Here is a 24781-nt window from a genome sequence, read left to right as displayed (position 1 = left end):
ATGCTTTAAGCAGTAACAGTATGTCTTTTGAGTATTAGGGCTTTTTCCTGTCTTATCTAAATATATTATAGGTTCCTCTTTTCTTACTAGGAAGACTGTACAAACAAAAAGAAGCCCGCGCACTCACGCATGACTTCTTCTTTTAAAAATTATTTTGTTTCGACTAATTCTTTTTCTTCTACTTCCTCAATCTGTTTTAAATTACCTTGAAGTGCTCCCTTACCAACAAAGGTTTCAATTAATTCTTTCATATCGATTCCTGATGATGCTTTTAACGTTTCTTGAAGCGACCCCATAAGGTTTGTTGCATAGGACGTGACGCGGTTCGCTCCTCCACCTTCCCCATTCCCTGTATCAACAACTGTGATTTTATCAATATTTGATAATGGGCTTGCAATTTCTTTTGCGTATTCTGGCATCATACGTACGATCATATCCAGTACGGCTGCTTGACCGAACTGTTCGAAGGCTTCGGCAATTTTACGTTTCGCTTCGGCTTCTGCTAAACCTTTTAGACGAATAATTTCGGCTTCTGTTTCCCCTTGTGCACGTTCTGAATCGGCTTTGGCTAAACCGTCTAAGCGGATTTTCTCAGCTTCGGCTTTGGCTAATGCTTCAATACGGTATTTCTCTGCATCCGCTTGAGCTAATTCTTTCATTTTAACCGCAGCTGCATTTTGCTCCACCGCATAGCGATCCGCATCGGCTTTTTTCTTCACTTCTGAATCATATTGTTTCTCACGACGTAAAATCTCTTTTTCTTCTAATTCAATTTGCTTTTGACGTTCAATGATTTTGACTTGCATTTCTTGTTCGGTCACTTCTTGTTTCGCTTTTGCCGTTTCTAGTTCGTAAGCTTGGTCCGCACGTGCTTTTGCTTTATCTTGTTCTAGTTTAAATTCTGCTATTTTTAATTGATTTTCTTTTTCTGCTTCTGCGATTTCCGTTGCACGTTGTAACTCTGCTTTTTGTGCTTCCTTTTCAGCTTCGGCTTTCTTAATACGTGTTTCTTTTTCGGCCTCTGCTGTTGCAATATCCGCATCTCGTTTCACTTGCGCAATTCTTGGTTTCCCTAATGACTCCAGGTAGCCATTTTTATCGCGTACATCTTTAATTGTAAAGGATACAATGATCAGACCCATTTTCGCTAAATCTTGAGAAGCCACACGTTGTACTTCTTGTGAAAACTTATCACGATTTTTATAAATTTCTTCCACTGTCATGGAACCTAAAATTGAACGCAAGTGACCTTCTAAAACTTCTTTCGCTTCATTTTCCAGTTCACTTCGATTTTTCCCTAGAAACTGTTCCGCTGCCGTTGCAATTTCAGAAATAGACCCACCAATTTTAATAATCGCCGTACCATCTGCCAGTACTGGTACCCCTTGTTCGGTATAAACTTCAGGCGTTGTGACTTCTAATTTACTCGATAATAAACTTAACGGCTCTGACTGTTGAAATACAGGGAAGACAAATGTACCGCCACCACGAATAATTTTGATACGATTGCCTGATTCATCCGTATGCACATTTTTAGATCCTAGGAAACTACCTGTTACAATCAATGCTTCATCTGGGCCTACCGTTTTATATTTTGCAATATAGACAACTACGATTGCTGCAAGGACAAACAAGACTACCCCAATGACAATAATAATATTTAGCAATTAAAACTCCCCCTAGTTAATATTGAATTGCAAGGACTCATACTTTTTCACATAGACCGTGCCATCTTTCGCTTCAATGATCAATACCTCTTCGTCATATTCAATTGCCTCATTATCAAAGCCTGTTGCCCGTTTTGAAATGATGCCATTCACACTTTCAATGACAATTTCACCAAATCCATCGACAGGGATTGGTACAATAACCCTTCCAACCTGACCTCCAAGGGACTCTTCAGTATAAGCAAGGGAACTTTCCGCCGATCTTATTGGAATGAGTACGAAAAAATAAATAATTGCAGTAATTCCAGTTGAAATGATACTTGCTATAATGAGAACGAATATGGTAGACCACGATGTAAATTTTTCGAAAAGATATGCACCCGCAGAACCAATTGTGATGAAAGAAAGGATTACAGCTGGATCTATTAATGGTACACCTTCAAATGCACCATCTAATATTTCAGAAAATAATAGATAAACAATCGTAATACATCCTGCAAGCACTAATGTGATTAAGTAAATCGTTTCTAATTCAACTCCAAATATCAACAATATTCACCTCCATTCCCAAATTCGTCCTTGTTAATTTATATACGGATGAGAATAGTTTAGGTTTCGAAATTTTTCGAAATTTGCAAAAGAAACTGTTCGGAAATACTTGTCGTTTCTTCGGAGTTACTCGCGGAAAGTTCAGAAATACTCGCACTTTCTCCGGAAATACTCGCGAAAAGTTCGAAAATACTCGCACTTTCTCCGGAAATACTCGCGCTTTTGGGATTACTTACACTAAACAAACAAGTGCATTCACTCAATTTGCGAATGCACTTGTTTTACTTATTTTGTTCGGTCGTAAATACAATACGTAAATGAATAACCATCTGTCGCCTCTACAGGTTCACTTTTCGAAACCAGTTCCCATTTCTCCCCGTATAGTGGGAAGTACGTATCGCCAGGAAATTCATTTTCGATATGCGTAATATAAAGGCGATCTGCAATAGGTAAAGCCATTTTAAAAATTTGCTCTCCACCAATAATCATTATTTCCTCTACATCCCCTGCTAGTTGAAGCGCTTCTTCTAAACTAGAAACCACCTCAATTCCTTCAGCCTGATAGTTTTCATTTCGCGTAATGATAATATTTCTTCTGCCAGGTAGAGGTCTACCAATAGAGTCAAAGGTTTTTCTTCCCATAATCATTGGTTTGCCCATCGTTTGTTCTTTAAAATATTTTAATTCCCCAGGTAAGTGCCAAGGCATTTTATTTTCGTAGCCAATTACCCGATTTTTGTCATGTGCCACAATTAGTGAAATCATTCTCTCGCGCTCCTAGTAAATAATTTTTCTACTCTATTTTAGCCGTTTTCATGCATAATTTTACAAAAATTTTAATATAAAGTATAAATAGACTTCTTATAGCAAAATTCATTCAACTTAAATGTAGCAAAATTTTAGCAAAGGAAGTGGTAACATTGGCTCTAGTTGCTCTAAAAAACTCCATCCAATTAGATGGATTCCCGATAAACACTGAGATTAGCCAGGTTGTTTTTGAGGATCTAGTAAAAAGTAATAGTAAATATATAAACATCGATCATGAAAAGAATTGTATTATTTTAAAACGTTCCTTCTTCAAGAAAAATAAACAAGTAGTGAATGTCACGCGTTTTTATGCAGAACTACAGGACGATGATGTTGTCATGCATTCCTCATTAAAAAACGACCTAATCAAAAATTCTGCATTTGACGACGAGTTCATCCAATCAAACTATAAAAATAAATCCATTGTAATAATTTTAGAGTCTCCACACAATGAAGAATATGAGACTAATACCGAAAAATTGATTCCCATTGCACCTGCTCAAGGACAAACGGGGAGAAAAATTGAACGACATATTCAACATTTAATCCAACAACTAAAATTGTTTCACGTCTTAGAAGAAAACGGTATGTATCGAATTAATATTATCAATGCGATTCCCTTTCAGACATCGCTACATTACATACACGAAAAACCACTCAATAATTATTACCGAGAGCTACGTGATAAAGTATGGTTAAAAATGTGGAGTGAACTGCCCACAATCAAACAGGATTTTTTAAAACTAATGGAAGGGTTAAAAAAGGATTCGATCGTTATAAATGCCTGCCCAAAATCGTTAAAACCTTTTATTAATCAGGAACTCATCCCATTTTCTCAAAGGTATTCACTCTTTGAAAGTAATCATCCCTCTTCAACAGAAGTGTGGACAAAATCTTTGTTTAAGTTGAATTAAGAAATGTGAAGAAGGCATGTTTCACTTCTATAACTTCGGTTAATAGAATACTTAATGTGCTTTATTTCATTAATGAAGCGCAAAACTTCTGGAAAATTTGATTGAAATGGTATTCATCACCTCGATGAATACCATTTTTGCTGGAAAAATTCATCGCAGTGGTCTTCATAACCTTGATGAACACCTTTTCTCCTGGAAAAATTCATCGCAGTGGTCTTCATAACCTTGATGAACACCTTTTCTGCTGTAAGTATCCGTCGAATCAGCCTTCATAGCCTCTATTCCTAACAATGAAAAGGCCGTAGTTAGAATGATGTTCATTCTGACTACGGCCTTATTGCTATTATCCGCAAAAGAAGCAATATCTAGTGCTTCTGCTAGTAGAAAAACTCTTATTAATTCATTTAATTGAGTCAATTTCATATAGAAAGCGAGATTTATTAATAACATTATGAAATTGGCTCAAATGAATGATGCTAGAAGGGAACCATTTTCTCTTCCTTGGAAAGTGATTTAGAACCACTCATAATTAGGGATAGGGCTTCCTCCATACTATAAATGCCTTTCTTTTTCCCCATAATCCACTTCGCTGCATAAATTGCCCCTTGTCCAAAGGCAGCTCGATTATGGGATTCATGGATAATACGAATTGTTTGATTCGGTAGACCGAACACGACTTCATGTTTTCCGACGATGCCCCCAACACGAATAGAATTGACATGTTGTGATTTATCTAATCCTAATTCCTCTGCAATCCGAAGAGCTGTTCCAGAGACATCTTTTTTCCCTCTAAAATGTTCTTCTATAATTTCAATATCCGCATTTGGTGCAATTTTTTGTAGCAATCTGGAGGCTTCCATTAAGAAATTAATTCCAACAGTAATATTCGGAGAGTAGAGTACGGCGGTTTGACGGCTTAATTTTTTTAAATGCTCGATATTTATTTCATCATAATTTGAAATAGCGGAAACGATTTTACTTCCATATTTCACTGCATTTTGATATTCATTTACGGCGCAGGAAGACGAGAAATCAATAATGACATCCACTTGATTTTCTTTATAAAACTGGTCAAAATCTACATCTTCCATATGTAAGATTTCACCTTCTAAATGATTAAATCCTAATAGTTTACTTGCATATTCACCTTTATTTTGAGATGAGGCGCGCATCACCCACTTCAATTTACATTCTGGATCTTTAATAATTTCACTTGCCACAACACTACCTGTTTTTCCAAAACCAAATAATCCTATTTTAATCAATAAAAAAACCCCTTCCAGTTAAAAAATTAGATAAATAAATACAGTTTACAGAGCATCCTCAAAACAAGATATCTACAAATTTAGCACTATAAATGTAATAAATTAATAAAATAGTATTTTTTATCTACTAAAACCTTAACATAGAAATATGACCTTCTCAAGGAAAAAAGCCCCTAAATTTACAATATTCAGAATTAAGAATGCAAAAAAGCATTAGGTTATTACGCTTTAACCTAATGCTTCATCGAATTATTATTGCTAATGATAAATCTCAATCCGATTTCGCGAGCTCTGTTTTGCGAGATAAAGTGCTTGATCTGCCTCGGATATTAAATCTTCAGGTGTTAATGATGTTGACTCCATATTGAATGTAGAAATTCCTAAACTTACGGTTAAGTATTCACTAATCTCTGATCCAATATGGGAAATGCGTAGATTTTCAATAGCACCTTGTATTTGATTTGCAATAACTGATGCGCCCAACGTATCGATTTCCGGTAAAAGAATGACGAATTCTTCCCCACCAAATCTCGCTGCCACCCCTTTTGATTGATCGATTGTTTTTTCAAATACATTCGCTACTTGTTTTAAACACTCATCGCCTTTTAAATGACCATAACAATCATTATATTGTTTAAAATAATCAATATCGATTATGATTAACGATAAAGGAGATGCTGTTTTTCTAGCCTTTTCGAATTCCTGTACTAAATACTCATCAAAATATCGTCGGTTCGCGATTCCGGTTAAACCATCGCGATTTGAAAGGGATTCCTTTTCTTTATAGGCTTCTTTCAGCTTTTGTTCAGCAATTTTACGCTCCGTAATATCAACGAGCATTCCAATGACATACGTTGTTTCATTATCTATATCTGGATAAAGTGCCGATGTAACAATACCCCAGACTACATGACCATCTTTATGATAATATCTTTTTTCTAATTCATAATGGTCAATTTTACCATCTAATAAATCCTTTAGAAGATCCATATTTATTGCCGAATCATCTGGGTCAGAGAATTCACTAAACGTCATTGCATTTAATTCGTCCTCATTATAACCAAGAATTTCTTGGAGCTTCTTATTTGTCAAAACGGGTCTGCCGTCTTGGTCAATTAGCGAAATCCCAATTGGCGCATTTTCAAACAAAGTTCGAAACATTTGGTTACTATTATGTAGCTCTTTCTTTTTTTTCAGATTGATATCTTCTAAGTGCTTTACTTTGTCATATTGTTTACCGCTCCACCAAGCAATTAATAGAATCAATGGCAAACCGATTATTTCAATTCTCTCTATATGTCCGTCTTTCATATAGTAATACGCTATATAAAGACAGTTCGTTAGGAGGACCATGGACAAGACAAATATTCTGCCCTTAAATTTCATTTTAAACACATCCATTAATGACTAAATTATTAATTATCATCATTTAATAATATCGTCTGAATAGTAAAATGTAAACTTATGTTGGAGAACATTTCAATTTAACTAGAATATAAGAATTTCCTTAAGCTTATTTTGAGTTCACGTATTATGTCGGACTTCTTTAACAGAACTTACCATTTCAACAGGAGATTTGATTCGGAAGTTCCCAGACATATACAAACCAAAAAGTACAAATACCGTCCCGATGACCGCGAATTTTGTAATTGGTTCGCCTAATAGAGGTGCGGCTAAAAGATACCCTGCCACTGGATTTAGTAATAACCAATTGTTCGCAATAATGGCATCTTTTTTTAATAAATAAAACCATAGACTTAAATTGAAAATCGACAGTGCAAAGACCGACCAAAGTAAATAGCCGATTAAATGGAGATCGACTGTAATCGATTGACCAGATTCTAAAATTATCGATGGAATAATTAATATGAGCCCGCCAAATACAACTTGCCATGTGTTGATCACAAGAGGTGGCAGGGAAATCTTTGTCTTTTTAAAAATTAGGCTCCCTAATGCCATGGAAATAATGGCGCAAAATAATAATAGAATGCCACCAAACGTCGCATGGCTCCCTACTAACGATGGATAAGATGCAATAAAAAGTCCTATGAATGAAATGATCATGCCTCCCCATTCCTTTAATCGAATGGTTTGTCCTAAAAACATAAAGGCTAGTAGGGCGAAAAGGAGCGCATTGGCCGGTACGAATAAATTAAAAATACCTGATGAAACCGTCTGAAGCGCAATTAAGCCTAACCCTAAAAAGAGCGACGTATTTAACAATCCTAACCAAAATAAAATCCACAATTCTCTTTTATTCGGCACCGCATATTTCCCTTTTTGGAATACGTAAAGGTAGGTTAACAATATAATTCCTGCAATCACAAAGCGTAACGTGGCCAGTGTTAAAGGAGGAGCGGATTGAAGACCAAACTTCATTGCAATCGCTCCAGATGCGTACAATATCGTAAATAGTAGACCTAATAATAACCCTTTCATCCCCATACACGTTACCCCTTTAAAATCAATTACTTCTATTATTGCAAACCTATTACTACTAGTCTATCTATTTGTCCAATATTCTGAAAATATAAAAGACCTTTTTCAGTTGAATGAAATAAAAACAAGAACAGAAATTCACCTATTCATTAGGGGAATTTCTGTTCTTTTCATTGTCATTTTTATACTGCAACAGGTGCTTTAATTGCAGGATGTGGATCGTACCCTTCAATTGTTAAATCTTCAAGCTCGATATCAAAGATGGATTTCCCTTCTGCTGAAATGGAAAGTTTTGGTAATTCCTTTGGTTCTCTTGATAGCTGTTCATTTACTTGATTTAAATGATTTAAATAAATATGCGTATCGCCAAAGCTATGAACAAACTCCCCTACTCCTAACCCACATTCATGGGCGATTAAATGCGTTAGTAGGGCGTAAGATGCAATGTTGAATGGCACGCCTAAAAATACGTCTGCTGACGCTACGTTTTACACGAAACTTTTCTATAAGTTTCGACCCATATCTCTATGGGGACCAGACTATATCACGACCCTTAGCTTTACCTAATAGGGCCCTCTTCTTTTCCACCTGTTAAGTGTACTCTACTCGCTTCTTCACTAGGATTTTTCACCTAGCTATGCTTTCGATAGTCGTTCGGCATTTATTATTCATCAACGAATAAATTTAGCACGGGATTACCTACGTGAGGGTTCCCCGTTTAGAAGAGTTATTCGACATGTATTACTACATGAAGGCGCTCACGCTGAACGCTGATACAATTGACAAGACAATTTACCATCCGCTACATAAAACTGGAAGAATGAATGGCACGGTGGTAAAGCCATGTCATCTACCTCTGCAGGATTCCAGGCAGTTACAATTAATCGGCGAGAATCAGGGTTTTTCTTTATTTGATCAATTACTTTTTTCAGTTGGTCGATCGTATCACCTGATTCAGTTGGCCATGAACGCCATTGTTTCCCATAAACTGGACCTAAATCCCCAAACTTAGTAGCGAAATCATCATCTGTTAGAATTTTTTCATTAAAAATAGCCATTTGCTCATTTAAAATTTGTTCAAATTCTTTATCTTTTGCAGCCCTCAACCCAAAGTCCTTCATATCTGGACCTTGATAGTCATCTGATTCTACCCACTTTTTAAAAGCCCACTCGTCCCAAATATGATTGCTATTTTGTAACAAGTAACGAATGTTTGTATCCCCTTTTATAAACCAAAGAAGTTCACTTGCTACTAGCTTGAATGGAACACGTTTTGTCGTAAGCAACGGGAATCCCTTATTTAGGTCAAATCGCATTTGGTAACCAAAGATGCTGATTGTTCCCGTTCCTGTACGATCTTCTTTTTTTACACCATTATCTAATATGTGTTGTAATAAGTTTAAATAGGTTGTTTCTGGATGTTGCATTTGCTCACACTCCTTGCTTTAATTGTATCATTATAGCTTAAATACAAGCTCAAAAAAAGGATGTCTCTTCATACCGAGACACCCCCTTCAACATAACAATGTTCGAAACTATTTCGACCATTCTCCTTTACGTTATATAATGCTTCATCTGCTTTTTTAATACATGTATAAATTTCACTAGGCTCGGTAATGTATGTTGTGCAAGCCCCTATACTAACTGTTACATAATCCGCTATCATTGATTGACAATGTGGAATGTTCAATTGTTCAATTCGCATCTTTACCTTATTGCAAATCTCTTTTGTTACGACTTCTTCTTTGTCTGCTAGTAATAGAGAAAATTCCTCCCCACCCCAGCGTGAAGCCAAACAATTGTACTCATCTGCAAGGTCATTTAGTATTTCACCGATTTTCACTAACACATTATCCCCTTCTGTATGACCATACGTATCGTTATATAACTTGAAGCAATCCACATCAATCATAATAACGGATACGTAAAACGGAGACTCTTTTGCTTTTATTTGTAATCCCTTTAAATATTCATTATATGCTCTTCGGTTATGCAGATTTGTCAATGGATCCAAAGATGCCTGTAACTCTAGTTTTCGATTTGCCTCACGTAGTTTTTTCGTTAAATTTCTTGTTACTTGGGCTTCCTTCATCATTTCCACTTGATATTTAATGGATCGTTTAAACGAATAATAGATGGATTGCGAAATAAAAAAAGCGATGGGTATAACAGATAATATATAAATGATTTGCAGCTTAAATATATCATTCATTCCGTGTTGCATATAAAGACCACTAAGTAAAATTGGACTCGAAATGGCAAGTGAGATCGCCACCTGCTTTGCTGTTAAAATGAGAAAGGAACTACAGGATAATAAAATTAAAGTGTAAATCAATAAAGGATTATATATATCTAGTTCGCGAGTGGAAACGAGTGCACCAATTGTAATAAATAGCGTGACGTATACACTTACGAAAAATTCCATTTTGTTGATATTTTCATCTTTTACATGCAATTTTCGAATATCAATCAAATAATAGATGATTAAATTGAAAAGGATAAAAACAACAAAATGCATTAGAGTAAAAGATAGTAGATTATCTAGATTTAATATTGGTATGTTCGACAGTACATTCGTTAAAATAAACAAAGATACTATGACAATAGTAAAAACTTTGTTTAGAAAACTTATTTTTTGAAGGTTTTGCTTTAACACTTCCGTCTTCATTAATGTCTGCTCATTATCCATTTCACGGATCATATCGAACACCCCGCCTTTCTACTACTTCATCTTTTATGAAAGAACGTAGATTGTAATAAGTCTAATTTCACAAAACAAAAATACCATAATATAGGATTTTTTTCATTAAATATGCTCTTGTAATGATTAATTTAACTTATGCTAAAAGTATGAAATTTAGAACAGAAATCCATTCCACTAACAAGGACCTTAGTCTCATTAAACACTTTCGAACGCAATAAAATTTGCATAAAATTAAAAAAGCCACCAAATGATTATTTAGTGCACTAGAGACCAAACCAGAATGGATCAACCAATTTTGAGAAAACGGAGTAACTGACGTAGGACTTGACTAAAAATAACTGCAGAATTTAAGTGATGCTCTTATTTTTGGATATGTCGTAGATTGGAATTGGGATAGTAACGAAGAAATATGTATACAATTCAAAAGGCGCTGCTCGAATTTAATGCTCTTGAGCAGCGCCTTTAGTCAAATGAATCTAAATCATCATACAATTCAATTTGTTTATCCAATTGTTATGTTGCCTCCTTTAAGAACTGCTTGTTGTTTTCAATAATTTGAATAATTTGGTGAAGAATTTTTTCTTCAACTTTTGGTGAGGAGTTGACCTCCTTCATAATAATTTTGTTTAATTCCAAAATTGTGCTTACGTCGAGTTTATGTTTCTCTGCTAATTGAAACGCTCGCTCTAACTGACCGGTTATCATCAGCATCCTCCTTAAAATGTTTTCTATTCCTATTTTACATTTTTATGAGAAATTTTTCACCTATATGCGAAAAATTTTTCTTATTATTTTTAATTTACGCACAATTGATCAGATATGTTCAATGAATTACGGGTTTTTATTATTTATATTTTGTCTAACTAATTTCTTTTCATACACAAAAAAACTCTGTACATACTAATTACGTTAATAATATTATTTTCCATTCAGACAATTTAATTTGGACAAATGTAGAGTTAATACATACTACATAATCCAATACAAAATTAATCTTAATATTTGCATGTTTCCTTGAAAATAAAAAAGCCACACTCAAAAGAGCGCAACCTAGATAAGAAGGTTATTCACATTTATTTGGGCAATTTTTTTCAACATAACGTCCTAATATTCTTCCCAATGGATGTTCTTCAGTAGCTTCGACGTCAACATCGACCTTTAAAAGTACGTTACCATTACCACATTCACATGGTCTCCGGTATTCAACTACAGTAAATACACTCCTTACATTCCATAAACCGTACCCCATTAAATTCCCCCTATTAGACTATATTAATTGTTAAAGGGAGTTGCTGTCATTAACATAATTTTGATAATTAAATCAATTTTCTAATAAATACAAAATATAAATCGGACAATATAGTATATAATGGCCTAACTTCCAAAAAGATACCTTCAATATTTCAAAAAAACACCCGCTTTTTATACGAGTGTTCAGCTTCATTTAGAATAAGCATTTAGACGTTTTGTTTTTAATCAAGTTTAATGTCGTAAAGAAATTTCAGTCTTTTTAACTGGCTTGCCGAAGATTCACGTCTTAACAAATAATCTCTTATTTTTATAATGATCCGATTTCTTGACTGCGCTACCTGCCCAATCCGTCGGGACATTTTTATTATTTTAGCTGTCCTCTTTACCCTCAATTTTTCAAAATGCTTAAATGCATCTTCAATACTAGCAAATTTATTCATGCATGCTGCTAGAATAATGGCATCTTCTATTGCCTGACCAGCTCCTTGCCCCATATTAGGCGTCGTAGCGTGTGCAGCATCCCCAATTAGAAGGACTCTTCCGAACGTAAATTGCTTAATGGGCGCAATATCGATAATGTCGTTATGAATAATGGCTTCATCTTTCGTTATTTTGATTAGCTCAGGGATAGGGGAATGATAATCTTTAAACAAAGTAAAGATTTCATTTTTTCTGAATTTGTCAGTTTCTGGATCATTATATGGAGCATTTACACAAGCAAACCAATATACTTTTTCTCCGGCTAGTGGAACAATACCAAACCGCCCATTTGGCCCCCACGTTTCTGAAGCTACGTTCTGATAAAGTTTACTTTGATTTACATCGGTAACCCCCCTCCAACACGTATAACCGGCATAACGGGGATATGAATTAGGGATAAGCTTTTTGCGGAATATAGAATGAATTCCATCTGCTGCGATAACATAATCTGCTGTTGCTTCTGTACCGTCCTCAAACGTTAACCTGACTACATTTTCGTCTTGAAAGAAATCCACGCATTTTTTCCCGCATGAGATGGTATTTTCCTTAAGGTTTCTATGCAGAATTCCATGCAATGCAGCTCTATGGATGGTCACATTATCTGTACCAAATCGTTCACTGATAAACTTCGTATCCATTTTATTTATCTGTTTTCCATTTTCATCATAAATAATCATTGCCTCAAGTATTCGTCCGGCATCAATTACATGTTGATCTAAGCCCAGTTTTGCTAATGCTTTTATAGCGTTGTTGCCTATACCTAAACCCGCTCCCACGGATTTAATTTCTGATGAACTTTCAAAAACGGTGGTCTCTATCCCTGCATTTTGCAGAGCAATAGCCGTACATAAACCTCCGATACCTCCACCAACAATAGCGATTCTTCCTTTAAACCCCATTTCCCCTCACTCCTTCTAGTTGCTATCTAACTATAATTGCTAAAATAACCATTATCTATTTTAACATAAATATCCAATTCCCTTTAAAGTCAGTTCTTTCACTAAATAGGCCTATAATGAAATAAGTAATTCTGTATCAATTAAACTGAGAAAATCTTCTTCAATGTATAAATAGGAACGAAATTAGTTAATCCAATGGGAAGGGCGTTGTATATGCGAAGGTAATAATGTCTTTACATCACCTTTAGCTGAATTAATTTGCATTTGTGTCAAATACATACTTGTAGAGAGATTAGCCCCACTAAAATCAGTATCCCGCAAATCAGCACCAATAAAATTCACCGCTCTTAAATCTGTATTTCGCATATCGGCAGCAATTAAATATGCTCCCCTGAAATCGGTTGCCCTTAAGTCTTTGTCCTTTAATTTTTTTGTCATCCCCGACTTTTGGTGATGAACCTATTTAAGGTATCAATTTTAGGGAATTGGTAAAAATAACTAAAGAGGTGAAAATAATGAATGAGAATATAACCTATCTCCAACTCATAATGGAAACCATCGTAACATTTTTCGTATTATTAATACTCACGAGGTTTTTGGGTAAGAAGCAACTAAGTCACTTAACCTTTTTCAACTATATAACTGGCATTACGATTGGTTCTCTTGCTGCAAATATGATTATGTTAAGTTCAAAGGATTATTTGAAGGAACTCTCATCACTTGTCATTTGGTGTTTACTAACTATGATCATCGCATACATCGGTCTAAAATCAGGTAGAGCGAGAGTAATTCTCGATGGTCAACCTACAATTTTAGTTAAAAAAGGGGTAATAGATAAAGGAGCCTTATCAAAAACGAGATTAAACATTGATGATTTAACTATGATGATTCGACAAAAAGACGTTTTTTCAATTACTGAAGTAGACTACGCAATATTAGAACCTAATGGAACACTTAGTATTTTGAAAAAACCTGAATACCAAAATCCGCAGAAACGAGATCTAAAAATAGAAATCATCCTTCCTACCTATATTCCTACAGAAATAATTGTCGACGGGAAAATAATTGAAAATAATTTAGTAGAACTAGGTTTAAGTAGAGAATGGTTAGATAAACAATTGGAAAAAGCCGGATTATTTTCTATTCAAAATGTCCTATATGCAGAAATTCAATCAGACGGCCAATTATTTATTCAACAAGCTTAAAAAACACCGTTCTTCACAGTTACTGGGAAGATAATTGGATTACAATAACTTTCACGGATAACTCTGCATTTATCATGAACTTTCCCATTGACTGACCATAAAATTCCCTTTCCAGTTCCTCCCTTCTACCGATTAGTTTCGACAAAAGGAAGGAACTACCTTTGATAAGATTTTTCTATAAATATTAAAAGCTAATTAGTGTAAATTTTTAGGGAAATTAAGTTACATATTCAGATCATACACTACTGTTCTGAGCATAAATTGATTAATTTTTCTTTTTCGCTATCAGGACCCTCAATTTTAACAGATAAATCTTTTTGAACCCATAAATGAAGATATCCTAACCTGGATAATGCCTTAGCTTTTTTATTTACTTGTTCTCTATATATTGGAGTTTCGGGCCAAGCAGCTATATAATAAGCATTATCTATATAATTTCCATCTTCCTCTCGCTCCATTAATTTATTGATTTGCTTTCTAACATTATCTCTGACAGAGGTCCTGGGCATAGCGTTTATGTTATGATCAGTATCATATTTATTTTTAACAGACCCTTTAGCCTCAATATATAGAGTAGTACCATCTTTAAAAAGCTCTAAATCAATTCCTCGCTCGTTATTTTTTGCCTTTTTATTAAGGATAAAACCGCGCTTTTTAAAAAACACCTCAATTGCATCAATTAATCTATTTTCAGTAATAAGTAAGCCTTCAAATTGCTTTGTCATAATATCCACCTCTTACTAAATATTATAACAAAATAAAAATCTTACTTTAATTTCCAAAAGAAAAACACCCGCTTTTTATACGGGTGCTCAGCTTCATTTAGGATAACCATTTTGGTGGTGTGTTTTTGGACCAATAGATGTCGCCTAATGTATAATGCGTTGCAAATTGGTCTTCTACTGTATGATAGTGGAAATTGTAATAATAGCCTTCTAATGGGCGTTTTTCTGTTCGTACATGAAAACGAATTAAATCTTTCCCTGTTTGACCATCTGAAATGTTAAAAATTTTTTCACCATATTGTCCACTTGGTTGATTGGAAATTGTTACATATTTAATGGATTCATCGTCTAATCGCGTTAAAGTCATTTCAATTGCTTCTTCTAGCTTTGGAAAAATTTTCTCTTCAAATTCATTGCCGATCACAGGCGCAATTCTTGAACCGAATTTTATGTATGATTGTTCTTTTGCAGCAAACAATAAAGATTCAACGCTTTGCTTTGGAAGATCCTCTTCAAGTGATTCCGGTTCGACTACTGTGAGTTGTTCACTGGAATCTGTCGTAATGCGATCTTGTGTGTTATTGGAGGGTTGTCCATTGTCTAATACATCCCAAATTTCATGATTGGGTGTAATTAAGCCCAATGTTAATAATGCGACTGCAATGACTAGGGTTTTTTGCCACCATTTTTTCATGGAATCACCTTCAATCTCGTACAATTTTGTTAAAACCTTCTATTAATAGGTACGTTTTAATAATTAAAAGGTTTCATCTTTTTCTAATTCATTGTACAATAATATTGTAAATAATAGCGTGTTTTTTCACAGGGAGGTAAATTTTAATGGGAACAGTTAGTATTGGTTTTGGTTTATTATTATTATTAGGTTATTTAACATCTATGTGTTTCACGGACTAATATGCAATAAAGCTATCTATTAGGTAGCTTTTTTATTTTCTCCAAATAATTAGACAAGGGGCGCCCGAAATGAATCGGACACCCCTTTAGTATTTAATAGGTATGCGTATAAATAAATTAAGTCTCAACCCTATCATCAGGGGAATTTTTATAAGAAATGCAACGATGCATTAATACCAACCGCGGTAAAATTTCACTAAACACTTTCTAACTTAAGCAACGCAAACCCTACCTCTTTTACGTCCTTGCAAGCCTTTACTTGCGCCAGTGTGAATAAGTATCTTCAAAAACTTTAGGAAATGCCAAATTTATCTATATGCTACCTAAAATAGCACAAAACTAACTATAACATATATTAGGTGTAAAGTAAAATTCATTGATAGCAATAATCGAAATCTTTACTATAAATTTTCGTTTTGTTGCCTAATTTCATCGCCCGTAACCGCTAAATTGGCTTGTTCCATTTCTTTATGCTTATTGACGGAATTCCCCAATGCGTTTTCTAAATAGGAACCTGTTTCAATTGTTATTTGTTTCTTTTTAGGGGCGGTTGTATGATATTCTTCTTTCCTTTCCACCTTAATCACTCCTTTTTAAAGAGTGTTTGCTATAGTAGAAAAGCTTATACCTGCAACGTAGCCTTATCGATGACACCATAATGAAATTTAGCGGTCAGACGAACATCTCGTACAAATCCAAATTCCTCGAACGCTAAAGACTTAAAATGTGCCTTTAAAACAACACGCCTTTTGGCAACTCGCAATGCTTCCCTTACCCACTCGTTTGTTAGTTTTACATGTCGACCTGCATCTCGTAACGCTTCAAAATTATTCGATTCCTCAATGACTTCCTCAAACATCGGATCTAAATAGACGACATCAAAGGCATTGTCGGATTGAGTGCGCAAAAATTCCACTGCTTCCCGATGAACCACGTGAATTTGTCGCATACAATTCGTTAATGGTAATTCCGATGTATCATATGTTTTCATTCCATTTTGAACAATAAATGCGACATTGGGATCAGCCTCTAAACCAACTACTTTCCCTGAATCTCCAACAATAAAGGCAGCTAGCATCGCTTCAGAGCCAATTCCTAATGTACAATCTAAAATCGCATCACCTTTTTGTAATTGACAAGCTTCTAAAAAAGGATCTTTCTCACCTTTAGCCACTCGTTTCAGACGAAAGGCCGCGGAATTTGGATGGAAAAAGAAAGGACCACTTGCACCTTTTGGATAATACTCATATCGATTTTTCCCTGCCACGATTACGTTGGCATTCAGTTGTTCACTAATTTTTGCCACAGAACGTTTCTTTCTTGGTTCGAATGAAAGTCCTAATTGTTCACATGCCTTATTTGCTAAAGAAAGGGAAAGTTCATCCGGTCTACCTGCTGTTGTAACGATGGTGCGCATTGTTTACCTCTTGTTCTTCATATTTTAATTGTCGATAAAACTCTATCTAATATTATGTTTAACATAAATTATTTCAATATTATATCGCAACTTTAAAGTACAACATTGCACTTATTTTTTTATTGCCCCCATTCCTTCAAGGATGATTTTGGCATCAGCACTTAAATAGTTCAACGTTTCATCCTTCAATAATAATTGTTCTTTTCCCTTTATATTTAGTTTTAATCCACGAATATCAAATCTAGCTGCATATGTATTGATCACATTGATTTCATTTATTTCTTTTTTAGTTAACGGTTTTTCCCCAGAATTATTCTTCTCTAAGATGAATTTCAGTATTTCTCTAGCATTACTTTTTAATGAAGCACGTTCTTTATTCACTAATTCTATATTGTCTTCAATGTATCTTCTAGCAGTCGTAAAATCTAATTGATCCACACAATGATTTATACTTGAAATAATTTCTTTTATATCCATTACGAAAGTCTCCTACCTATAATTTGTTTTACCTATGTAAATATCGGTAGGAAAGTATTAGTTTTTAGAAAACCTTACATATTTTTTCACTTCAATCCAACTTATACAATCCTTTTTTCTGCCACTAAAGTCTCTATTTCTTTATATTGTCATAGAGCTAGAAATATAAAAAGGTCTCGCAAAAGTGTGTTTACTTATGCGAGACCTAAATTTAACGATGATTTGTTAAAGTATTATTGACCACAGGCTTGTTTAAGGACACCTGCTAAATGGTCACGAATTTGTTCCATTGGATAACCTTCAATTTGGTCACGAGGAATAAAGTATTCTAATTGACCATCACGTAAAATGGCAATGGACGGGGAGCTTGGTGGAATTTCATCAAAGAATCCGCGCATCGCTTCTGTTGCTTCACGGTCTTGTCCAGCAAAGACCGTCACTAAATGATCCGGTTTTACTTCGTCAATCGCTTGGCGAACAGCCGGACGAGCTAAACCAGCCGCGCAACCACAAACAGAGTTAATTACAACTAACGATACCCCTTTTGTTGTTGCCATAAATTCATTTACTTCATCCGCTGTCGTTAATTCCGTGAAACCTGCATCCACTAACTCCTGACGCATTGGTTGCACGATCCCTCTCATATACTCATCGTAAGCGTTCATGTTTTCGCCCTCTTTCTTATTTATTCACAAATGTAATTATATCAATACTTTAGAGGAATTTACAGGAACTAGACTTTCTGACTCACAATAAAGGGAACTCCTATAAATCTTAGGAAGTTCCCTTTTGTTTAAAACTATTTAACCATATACACTTGCGCACGTACCTGCTGCTGGTTCGTAATAGCAATGATTTTTGAATTGACCTGCAAATGGTTGACCGTACCAAGTTGGTGGGCACGGGGCATACGGGTTAAAGTACCAAAGTGAATATCTCCCTGGTAGTTCTCGCCAATAATCTAACACTTGCTTTGCTAATCTTTGTTCATTCGCTCGCGCTGGACTATAAAATAAATTCCCCTTTTGAACTGCTTCAAAAGAATAATTTCCACCTTGTACTTGATAAATAACATCTTCAATGGTGCGTACATCTCTAAAATCTAAACAGTCTGCGATTGCACGATTCACAATGACGTTTCCAACATATAGCATCCCTTGATTTCCTTCACCTTCCGCCTCAGCACGGATCATCCTTGCAATTAAGTCAATATCAGCAGGACGGTATTTTACTCTCGGCATTTTTTCACCCCAACAACATGGTATGAAATTTAACCTAGATAAATGTCTACTTTTAATAAAAAGGATAAGCCTTACCATAATATTTCGCTATTTATGCTACAAAAATAGCATCTGCTCAATAATCAGAAACGCTTGACTATTTGCTTTCCAATTAGCGAATGACGATCGTTACCATTAACATCAGATAGACACTCATAACCAATAAACCACTAAGAAGAAAAGATATCACAATGGGCAATTTTTTAAGAAGCGCAAAGATCATTAACCCTATTAAGAGTACGGATACGAAAAAAAACGCTACTGTATTTCCATTTACAACAAAGCCAATTGTGTTACTCGAAGTAATAATATCATCGTGAAAAAGACGAAATAAAGGGGATACGGCTTCATTCGATAAATAGTTACCATGGGGTGGAGCGTGTTGCGAAAATGCCGCTGTAATAGTGAAAATCGTTAATAAAATAAAACTTTCAATACGAATCCAAGGAATTGGGTTGAACAACGGATCTTTAGCAATCTTACTTTTTACAATGAAGCTATTTACCAGTGCATAAAAAATAAGTGGTAGCAAAAATAAATGTTTGAGTAATAACCCTTGTCCATACGAGATCATCCAAGAGGAAATATATTCATCCACGATTACATCCATTAACAATAACCCACTAATCGCTGTCGTCACAAAGCATCCAAAAGCGACGAATGAAAACCAATTTAAAAATTCTCGCCAACGTTGATGATTGTTTGAACACCATCCAATGATTAAAAGAATCCCTACCCACACACTAATTGCCGTTAAGTGAAGAAAATCACTGATAATTCCCATCCACAGATCGAGTGCACCAGCATGACTTGACCACGCAATCGTTAAAATCAAACCAATTGTTAAAACTGTTCCTAAACTAGCAATTGTCTTCTCTTCAAGCGTTCTGACCATAATGATGTGTAGTATTAATACAATTGAAAGTAATAGGGTGAAGTCCCATGCAGTTCCTACTGTATAAGTGGTTAATACTAGTTTGAACGAATCTAAAAAGCCAAAGCGTGGTGACATGTATAAGATCACATTTAGAACCGGAATAAATGCGAAAATTGGCAGCGTAATCGCACAAATCAGTAATACTTTTTTAGATATTTTTAAGTTAGGGCGGTAATCATTTGGAACGATCAGCAGTAGAAAGCTTCCAAGTAATACAGAAAAACAGACATATAAAAACGCTTGACTAATCGTAATGACGAATTCCATTTACTTTTTCTTTCTTTTCATGAAGATGAAGAAGAGAATCACTGCTAACACAACTGCTATAAGAACGAATACAATCATTGTCATAGAAGATGAAGATGTTTCATCTACGTCATCTACTTCTGGTGTGGCTTCTTGATCCTCCGTTAACTGCGCATCTGTTGGTCCTTCAATAACTTCTGTTGTTTCCATTTCTTCTACTTCCTCTACAGGTTCAGATACTGGTACATCCACTGTAAACGTAAATTCACCTTCTAACGGATGACCATCTGCACTAATGATGCTCCAATTCACTTGATAGTCGTCATTTGGCAGTGGGTTAGCCACTGTACCTGTTAGTGTTCCTTCACCAATCGTTATGTCTTGTATGTCAATAGCTTGTCCTGATGTTGAGGTTACTTCGATCAAGCTCCCTTGTTCAATTTGACCTTCAAATGTCAGTACAATTTTATTTAATGGTTCTGTTACGACTTCATTATTGGCTGGAATTGACTCTGCTATTTGAGAGTGAGCAAAGGCATTCGAGGTAAGCATTATTGAGAACAATAAAACTGTAGCTAATGAAAACAGTTGTTTCATGGTAACTCCTCCTAAATAATTGATTAACATATCTTATCAATAAAATGTGAAATTTGTATGAAATAGGCTATATTTTCTAATAGAAACATCAATATAATATTATTTCCAAATTCCCTCATAAGTAAAACATGTTCATCACATTTAGGACAACCGCTTAGTGTTACTCAATAGAACTAGACTGGATCTTTTCATACAAAATAAAAAGGGAATCCTTGGATAGATCCCCCTCTTAAATCGCTTACATTTCTTTTGCCATTTCCTCAATTTCTTCTGCAACGTTTGTTAAATGCTGAATCGTTGTTGAAATTTCCCCGATTGCCGACGTTTGGCTCGTTGAAATTTCGACTGTATCTTTGACGATGTTGGCAACTTGTACAACTTTTTCATTTAACTTATCAATTAATTGTCTAATTTCATTTACCGAATCTGCACTTTGATCCGCCAGTTTTGTAATTTCCTTAGCAACTACACTAAAGCCACGGCCATATTCACCTGAACGAGCTGCCTCAATTCCTGCATTAAATCCTAAAATTCGTGTATTTTTTGCAACATTATTAATCATTTCTAAAATTTTCGCTGTCGTTTCAACTTGTTCCCGCATTTCATTTTGGGCAGCTGATAATTGATTCATATATGTATTAAAGTCAACGGATGAAACGGCTAGCTCTTCTGTTGAAGCGGAAATTTCTTCAGATGAAGCGGCAAACTGTTCAGCTACTTCCAACAGTTTGGATTTTTTATTCGTACTTCTACTTAAACCAATTCCCCCAATTACTTCTCCACGTTTCCCATGAATCGGAACCATGACTGCAGTAAATGGATTGCCATAATACTCTTTTGGGATATCCATTATGACTTTTTTATTTGACCGAATCACTTCCATCATCGGGTCATTGCTATTTAATGTACGTCCTTTTGAACTTGTTACATTTAACTCTTTTGATACCAATTGTTCGAGCACTTTCTCTTTATCTGTAATCGTCACATCAACATCCTCAATGAATAGTTGCTTGATCGTATCTGCATGTTCAACAAAAAATTGAAGTGTTTCGTGTAGTTCGTTATTTGTTTCTATGCCCATATACTACTCCTCCTTATTTTATAATTATTATAGCATCCTTTTTATCCCAATCATTATAATTTTTTTATACTTTGTGACAATTTTTACTAGAAAATTCCACTATAAGATATATGTTTTATCAGATTTATCAGACTTACTTCGTCTATATTTGTCGTGCTTTTTGAAAGATAAAAGACCTTACCATCTAGTGTAGTAAGATCTTCTTCAAATTATTTAAGTAATAATATTTTTTTGATAGTATTTGCCCCACCTACGCGAAATACCATGATAACCACGCGTGTCATCCTCCTAAATTTATTTTATATGGTATTTTTGGAAATCACAAACAATTACGCACACAAATAATCGACACTTTCAAGAAAATTTTGCAAATAAATAGAGAAAATCGTCACTTCTTGTCTTATATTAAAAATTCAATTACAGGTTATCTATTTGCTTTCTAAATTTATTTCAAAAAAAATGTATGAAAATCTGACACCCGTCTATACTATTAAAGATTTCACTTCCAATCCAAGTGACTAGGAGGGTTAACCCGATGAGTGCGAATGATCGTTTTCTCTGAAGGACCATCAATACTGGATTTGCTAGAGCAAGGTTGTAACCAAGCGAAAGCGAGGCAGCGTGTCATGGAGGATGAATAGTAAGTGTAATCATGCCCGGAATTATTTCCGGGTTTTTTTATATTTCCAAAGCATCCTTAAAAAAGTAGCTCACCCGTTTCCGAGGTAAAGCTACTTTTCGTTTTGTTAATCTTTATTTTTTTCCGTACTAGTAAACATCGACATCCTAGCCGTTGCACGCCAGTAATGGTACACGAGGCGATCAATCCATAAAATTGATTCCACTTTTGAGACGGCCACATCTAATTGCGTTTCATTAACGACAGTTCGTTCAAAATATTCATTTCGACGTCTTTTTCGCTCTAGAGCCATCTTTTGAGATATTTGTTCAAACGTATTTTCAATTTCAACTATTTTTTCTTTCTGATCCAATAACTTTTCTACTTCACTCATCGTATCTTGGACTTGATTCATAATGCTTTCATGCAAAGTGACTGCTTCAAATTTTTGTTGCTCTCGAAACACTTTTATTAGCCGACTTACATGATCCAATGTGTGTAAAATATCAATATGCTTATTACGTATTTTAGAGGAATTGGATTGAACAGAATCTAGAAATTGTCGGGTAATTTCAACGGCTTCTTCCACTTCAGCCACCTTTTTTTCGAAATTAGGTGTTACTTTTTTCGTTTGTAAAAATTCCAATAAAACATTTGTTAGCTGTTTCATAAGTTGTACTAACGTTGTGTAGGAAACTTCCAAAGCAGCAGCTGGAACCGAAACTAAATTGGCATCTAAATTTCGTGTTAATGCATTTTCCTTTTCTGGTAATAGTTTTTCCAACAATCGTGCAAATGGTTTAATAAATGGTAGGAATAAAATAGCTCCAATGATACTAAATAACGTATGGAACATCGCTAATCCTAATGTTTCGTCCATCGTTCCAGTCATCCAGATGGAAATAGCTTCTGTTAATTGTAGTATGTATTTGAAGAAAATTGTAACAATGATCGCCGTAATTACATTGAACAATAAATGGGTAGTGGCTGTTCGTTTTGCCGCTATGGACGATCCAATGGAAGCAAAAATAGCTGTTGCTGTTGTCCCAATGTTTTGCCCGATGACTAAATAGGCAGCTTGTTCATAATCAATTGCACCGGAAAATAGCGCTGCTAACGTTGCAGCCATTGCCGCGCTCGAAGCTTGCATAATAATTGTCATTACAATACCAATAATGATTAGTAAAAATATTGACCATATGGAATCCGTTTTAAACGAATCGAAGGAAATCAGTTCTTGTGCAGAATTCATCCCTTGTTGTAGAAGGTCGATCCCTAAAAATAATAGGCCAAACCCTACTAACACACTACCGAATTTTTTTATATTGTACGGTGCAATTAATTGCATAAAGGCACCCACACCTATAATTGGTAGTGCCATCGCTTGTAAACTAATTTTAAAACCTAAAAGCGAGATGATCCACCCCGTACTCGTGCTTCCAATATTTGCACCAATAATCACACCAATGGATTGCACAAAGGAAATGAGACCTGCACTTACAAAGCCGACTGTCAATAATGTAGTGGCGGTAGAGGATTGCATAATAATTGTCATAAATAGACCTGTAAATAACGAAGAAAATGTCCCTCTTGTTATTTTGTTCAGCCACTTTTTTAATGCTTCTCCTGCGATCTCCTTCAAACCATTTGTCAGCATTGACATGCCAATTAAAAATATGCCAATACCACCAAATACGGTAATCAAATTACTCCACCTCCCTTACTTCTTAAATTTACATTTTAACACATTCTTAACATTAAATTCATATTAAAATATGTATTTTAATGGGTACCACTCACGATGACAATCCATTGCCCCTTCTGTTACTAACACACGGATATGAGGATTAAATTGCATCCCCAACAACTCCCTTCAATACCATTTTACTAGGAAAAGTTATTGACAGGTTAAATGTTACAATTTACTAAAATAAAAAAGCATTGGATTGTTTCTAACCCGTTCAGTTGTCTGGTACAAAATGAAAATTAAAAAAACGATCGGGCTATTGATTAGCATACTTTTCAGCAACCCAATTTTTATTGATTTGAAGCGTTTCTTCCTGAATTCATACCATTTTTACCAATCACATTAGTAGGTAAGTTAACACGATGACAATGTTTTTTGTTAGTTGAAAAATGAGTGCTAATTAGCTTGCTAAATGTCCTGTTAAAAGAAACAAAAAACAAATGAAATATCCGTTTGAAATAACGAGGTTACAAACTTTTGTAGGAATATTTTTGGCATCATTGTATAGTATAAGTAGTCTGTTAAATTTTGGGTTATTCAAGTAACGGGCAGTTTTGTTG

23 protein-coding genes and 3 pseudogenes are annotated in these 24781 nt (G+C 35.0%); 2 read left to right on the top strand and 24 right to left on the bottom strand.

The genetic code is table 11. The features are described from left to right. Window positions 1–149 precede the first annotated feature (149 nt). The 3 genes from floT to folA all read right to left on the bottom strand — a co-directional run bounded on the left by floT (window position 150) and on the right by folA (window position 2981). Entirely contained in the window at window positions 150–1667 is a 1518-nt protein-coding gene (gene floT, locus EK386_RS04655; protein ID WP_126657857.1) for a flotillin lipid rafts scaffold protein FloT, read from the bottom strand. Between the two features lie 12 nt (window positions 1668–1679). Continuing rightward, on the bottom strand, window positions 1680–2219 hold the full coding sequence (locus tag EK386_RS04650) for an NfeD family membrane protein (RefSeq protein ID WP_179965998.1): 540 nt from the start codon (window positions 2217–2219) through the stop codon (window positions 1680–1682). A 282-nt stretch (window positions 2220–2501) separates the two neighbouring features. Next, window positions 2502–2981 (bottom strand): type 3 dihydrofolate reductase, encoded by a 480-nt coding sequence (gene folA / locus EK386_RS04645; protein WP_126657856.1) that lies wholly within the window; start codon window positions 2979–2981, stop codon window positions 2502–2504. Window positions 2982–3136: 155 nt separating this feature from the next. Here folA and EK386_RS04640 point away from each other — a divergent pair, with 155 nt between their 5' ends. Next, window positions 3137–3937 (top strand): hypothetical protein, encoded by an 801-nt coding sequence (locus tag EK386_RS04640; RefSeq protein ID WP_126657855.1) that lies wholly within the window; start codon window positions 3137–3139, stop codon window positions 3935–3937. A 476-nt stretch (window positions 3938–4413) separates the two neighbouring features. On the opposite strand, the gene EK386_RS04635 is transcribed toward EK386_RS04640, so the two are convergent. From EK386_RS04635 to EK386_RS04590, 10 genes and pseudogenes are all read right to left on the bottom strand, one after another. After that, window positions 4414–5202: a 4-hydroxy-tetrahydrodipicolinate reductase gene (locus EK386_RS04635; RefSeq protein ID WP_218939060.1), complete on the bottom strand. Its 789-nt coding sequence runs from the start codon at window positions 5200–5202 to the stop codon at window positions 4414–4416. 258 nt (window positions 5203–5460) lie between these two features. Further along, the gene (locus EK386_RS04630) at window positions 5461–6588 is read right to left on the bottom strand and encodes a sensor domain-containing diguanylate cyclase (protein WP_158674371.1); all 1128 of its coding nucleotides are present in this window, start codon (window positions 6586–6588) and stop codon (window positions 5461–5463) included. A gap of 138 nt (window positions 6589–6726) precedes the next feature. After that, window positions 6727–7647 carry a DMT family transporter gene (locus tag EK386_RS04625; RefSeq protein ID WP_126657853.1) on the bottom strand — a complete coding sequence of 307 codons (921 nt, stop codon included), beginning with the start codon at window positions 7645–7647 and terminating at the stop codon, window positions 6727–6729. Window positions 7648–7823: 176 nt separating this feature from the next. Continuing rightward, window positions 7824–8120: pseudogene (thyA, locus tag EK386_RS04620) on the bottom strand (thymidylate synthase); the annotation flags it as partial. 285 nt (window positions 8121–8405) lie between these two features. Continuing rightward, window positions 8406–9068 (bottom strand): annotated as a pseudogene (locus EK386_RS04615) (thymidylate synthase); the annotation flags it as partial. Between the two features lie 68 nt (window positions 9069–9136). After that, window positions 9137–10342 (bottom strand): GGDEF domain-containing protein, encoded by a 1206-nt coding sequence (locus EK386_RS04610; protein ID WP_126657852.1) that lies wholly within the window; start codon window positions 10340–10342, stop codon window positions 9137–9139. Between the two features lie 516 nt (window positions 10343–10858). Continuing rightward, on the bottom strand, window positions 10859–11050 hold the full coding sequence (locus EK386_RS04605) for an ABC transporter permease (protein ID WP_126657851.1): 192 nt from the start codon (window positions 11048–11050) through the stop codon (window positions 10859–10861). Window positions 11051–11408: 358 nt separating this feature from the next. Further along, window positions 11409–11594, bottom strand: a complete 186-nt coding sequence (locus EK386_RS04600; protein WP_126657850.1) for a hypothetical protein — start codon at window positions 11592–11594, stop codon at window positions 11409–11411. 223 nt (window positions 11595–11817) lie between these two features. Continuing rightward, window positions 11818–12975 carry an FAD-dependent monooxygenase gene (locus tag EK386_RS04595; RefSeq protein ID WP_126657849.1) on the bottom strand — a complete coding sequence of 386 codons (1158 nt, stop codon included), beginning with the start codon at window positions 12973–12975 and terminating at the stop codon, window positions 11818–11820. Between the two features lie 183 nt (window positions 12976–13158). Further along, window positions 13159–13407 (bottom strand): annotated as a pseudogene (locus EK386_RS04590) (pentapeptide repeat-containing protein); the annotation flags it as partial. 83 nt (window positions 13408–13490) lie between these two features. Here EK386_RS04590 and EK386_RS04585 point away from each other — a divergent pair. Continuing rightward, on the top strand, window positions 13491–14180 hold the full coding sequence (locus EK386_RS04585; RefSeq protein ID WP_126657847.1) for a YetF domain-containing protein: 690 nt from the start codon (window positions 13491–13493) through the stop codon (window positions 14178–14180). A gap of 242 nt (window positions 14181–14422) precedes the next feature. Here the strand turns inward: EK386_RS04585 and EK386_RS04580 are convergent, their stop codons facing one another. From EK386_RS04580 to EK386_RS04535, 11 genes are all read right to left on the bottom strand, one after another. Then, window positions 14423–14905 (bottom strand): hypothetical protein, encoded by a 483-nt coding sequence (locus EK386_RS04580; RefSeq protein WP_126657846.1) that lies wholly within the window; start codon window positions 14903–14905, stop codon window positions 14423–14425. A gap of 97 nt (window positions 14906–15002) precedes the next feature. Beyond that, the gene (locus EK386_RS04575; protein ID WP_126657845.1) at window positions 15003–15599 is read right to left on the bottom strand and encodes a YpjP family protein; all 597 of its coding nucleotides are present in this window, start codon (window positions 15597–15599) and stop codon (window positions 15003–15005) included. 622 nt (window positions 15600–16221) lie between these two features. Beyond that, window positions 16222–16398, bottom strand: a complete 177-nt coding sequence (locus tag EK386_RS20170) for a hypothetical protein (protein WP_158674370.1) — start codon at window positions 16396–16398, stop codon at window positions 16222–16224. Between the two features lie 44 nt (window positions 16399–16442). Continuing rightward, the gene (locus tag EK386_RS04570) at window positions 16443–17237 is read right to left on the bottom strand and encodes a class I SAM-dependent methyltransferase (protein WP_126657844.1); all 795 of its coding nucleotides are present in this window, start codon (window positions 17235–17237) and stop codon (window positions 16443–16445) included. Between the two features lie 111 nt (window positions 17238–17348). Beyond that, complete coding sequence (locus EK386_RS04565) at window positions 17349–17714, bottom strand: hypothetical protein (RefSeq protein ID WP_126657843.1); 366 nt, start codon at window positions 17712–17714, stop codon at window positions 17349–17351. Window positions 17715–17947: 233 nt separating this feature from the next. Beyond that, a complete protein-coding gene (locus EK386_RS04560; protein WP_126657842.1) occupies window positions 17948–18379 on the bottom strand; it encodes a BrxA/BrxB family bacilliredoxin in 432 nt (143 codons plus the stop codon). Between the two features lie 138 nt (window positions 18380–18517). Continuing rightward, a complete protein-coding gene (locus EK386_RS04555) occupies window positions 18518–18955 on the bottom strand; it encodes a cell wall hydrolase (RefSeq protein WP_126657841.1) in 438 nt (145 codons plus the stop codon). A 151-nt stretch (window positions 18956–19106) separates the two neighbouring features. Beyond that, complete coding sequence (locus EK386_RS04550; RefSeq protein ID WP_126657840.1) at window positions 19107–20198, bottom strand: CopD family protein; 1092 nt, start codon at window positions 20196–20198, stop codon at window positions 19107–19109. Further along, window positions 20199–20774, bottom strand: a complete 576-nt coding sequence (locus EK386_RS04545) for a copper resistance CopC family protein (protein ID WP_158674369.1) — start codon at window positions 20772–20774, stop codon at window positions 20199–20201. It lies immediately after the preceding gene. 238 nt (window positions 20775–21012) lie between these two features. After that, entirely contained in the window at window positions 21013–21855 is an 843-nt protein-coding gene (locus tag EK386_RS04540; protein ID WP_126657838.1) for a methyl-accepting chemotaxis protein, read from the bottom strand. A gap of 746 nt (window positions 21856–22601) precedes the next feature. Beyond that, a complete protein-coding gene (locus tag EK386_RS04535; RefSeq protein ID WP_126657837.1) occupies window positions 22602–24179 on the bottom strand; it encodes a Na/Pi cotransporter family protein in 1578 nt (525 codons plus the stop codon). Window positions 24180–24781 lie beyond the last annotated feature (602 nt).

It is taken from the genome of Lysinibacillus antri, from assembly GCF_003977595.1.
GTDB classification, from domain to species: domain Bacteria; phylum Bacillota; class Bacilli; order Bacillales_A; family Planococcaceae; genus Ureibacillus; species Ureibacillus antri.
This window is presented reverse-complemented; position numbering and strand designations above follow the sequence as displayed.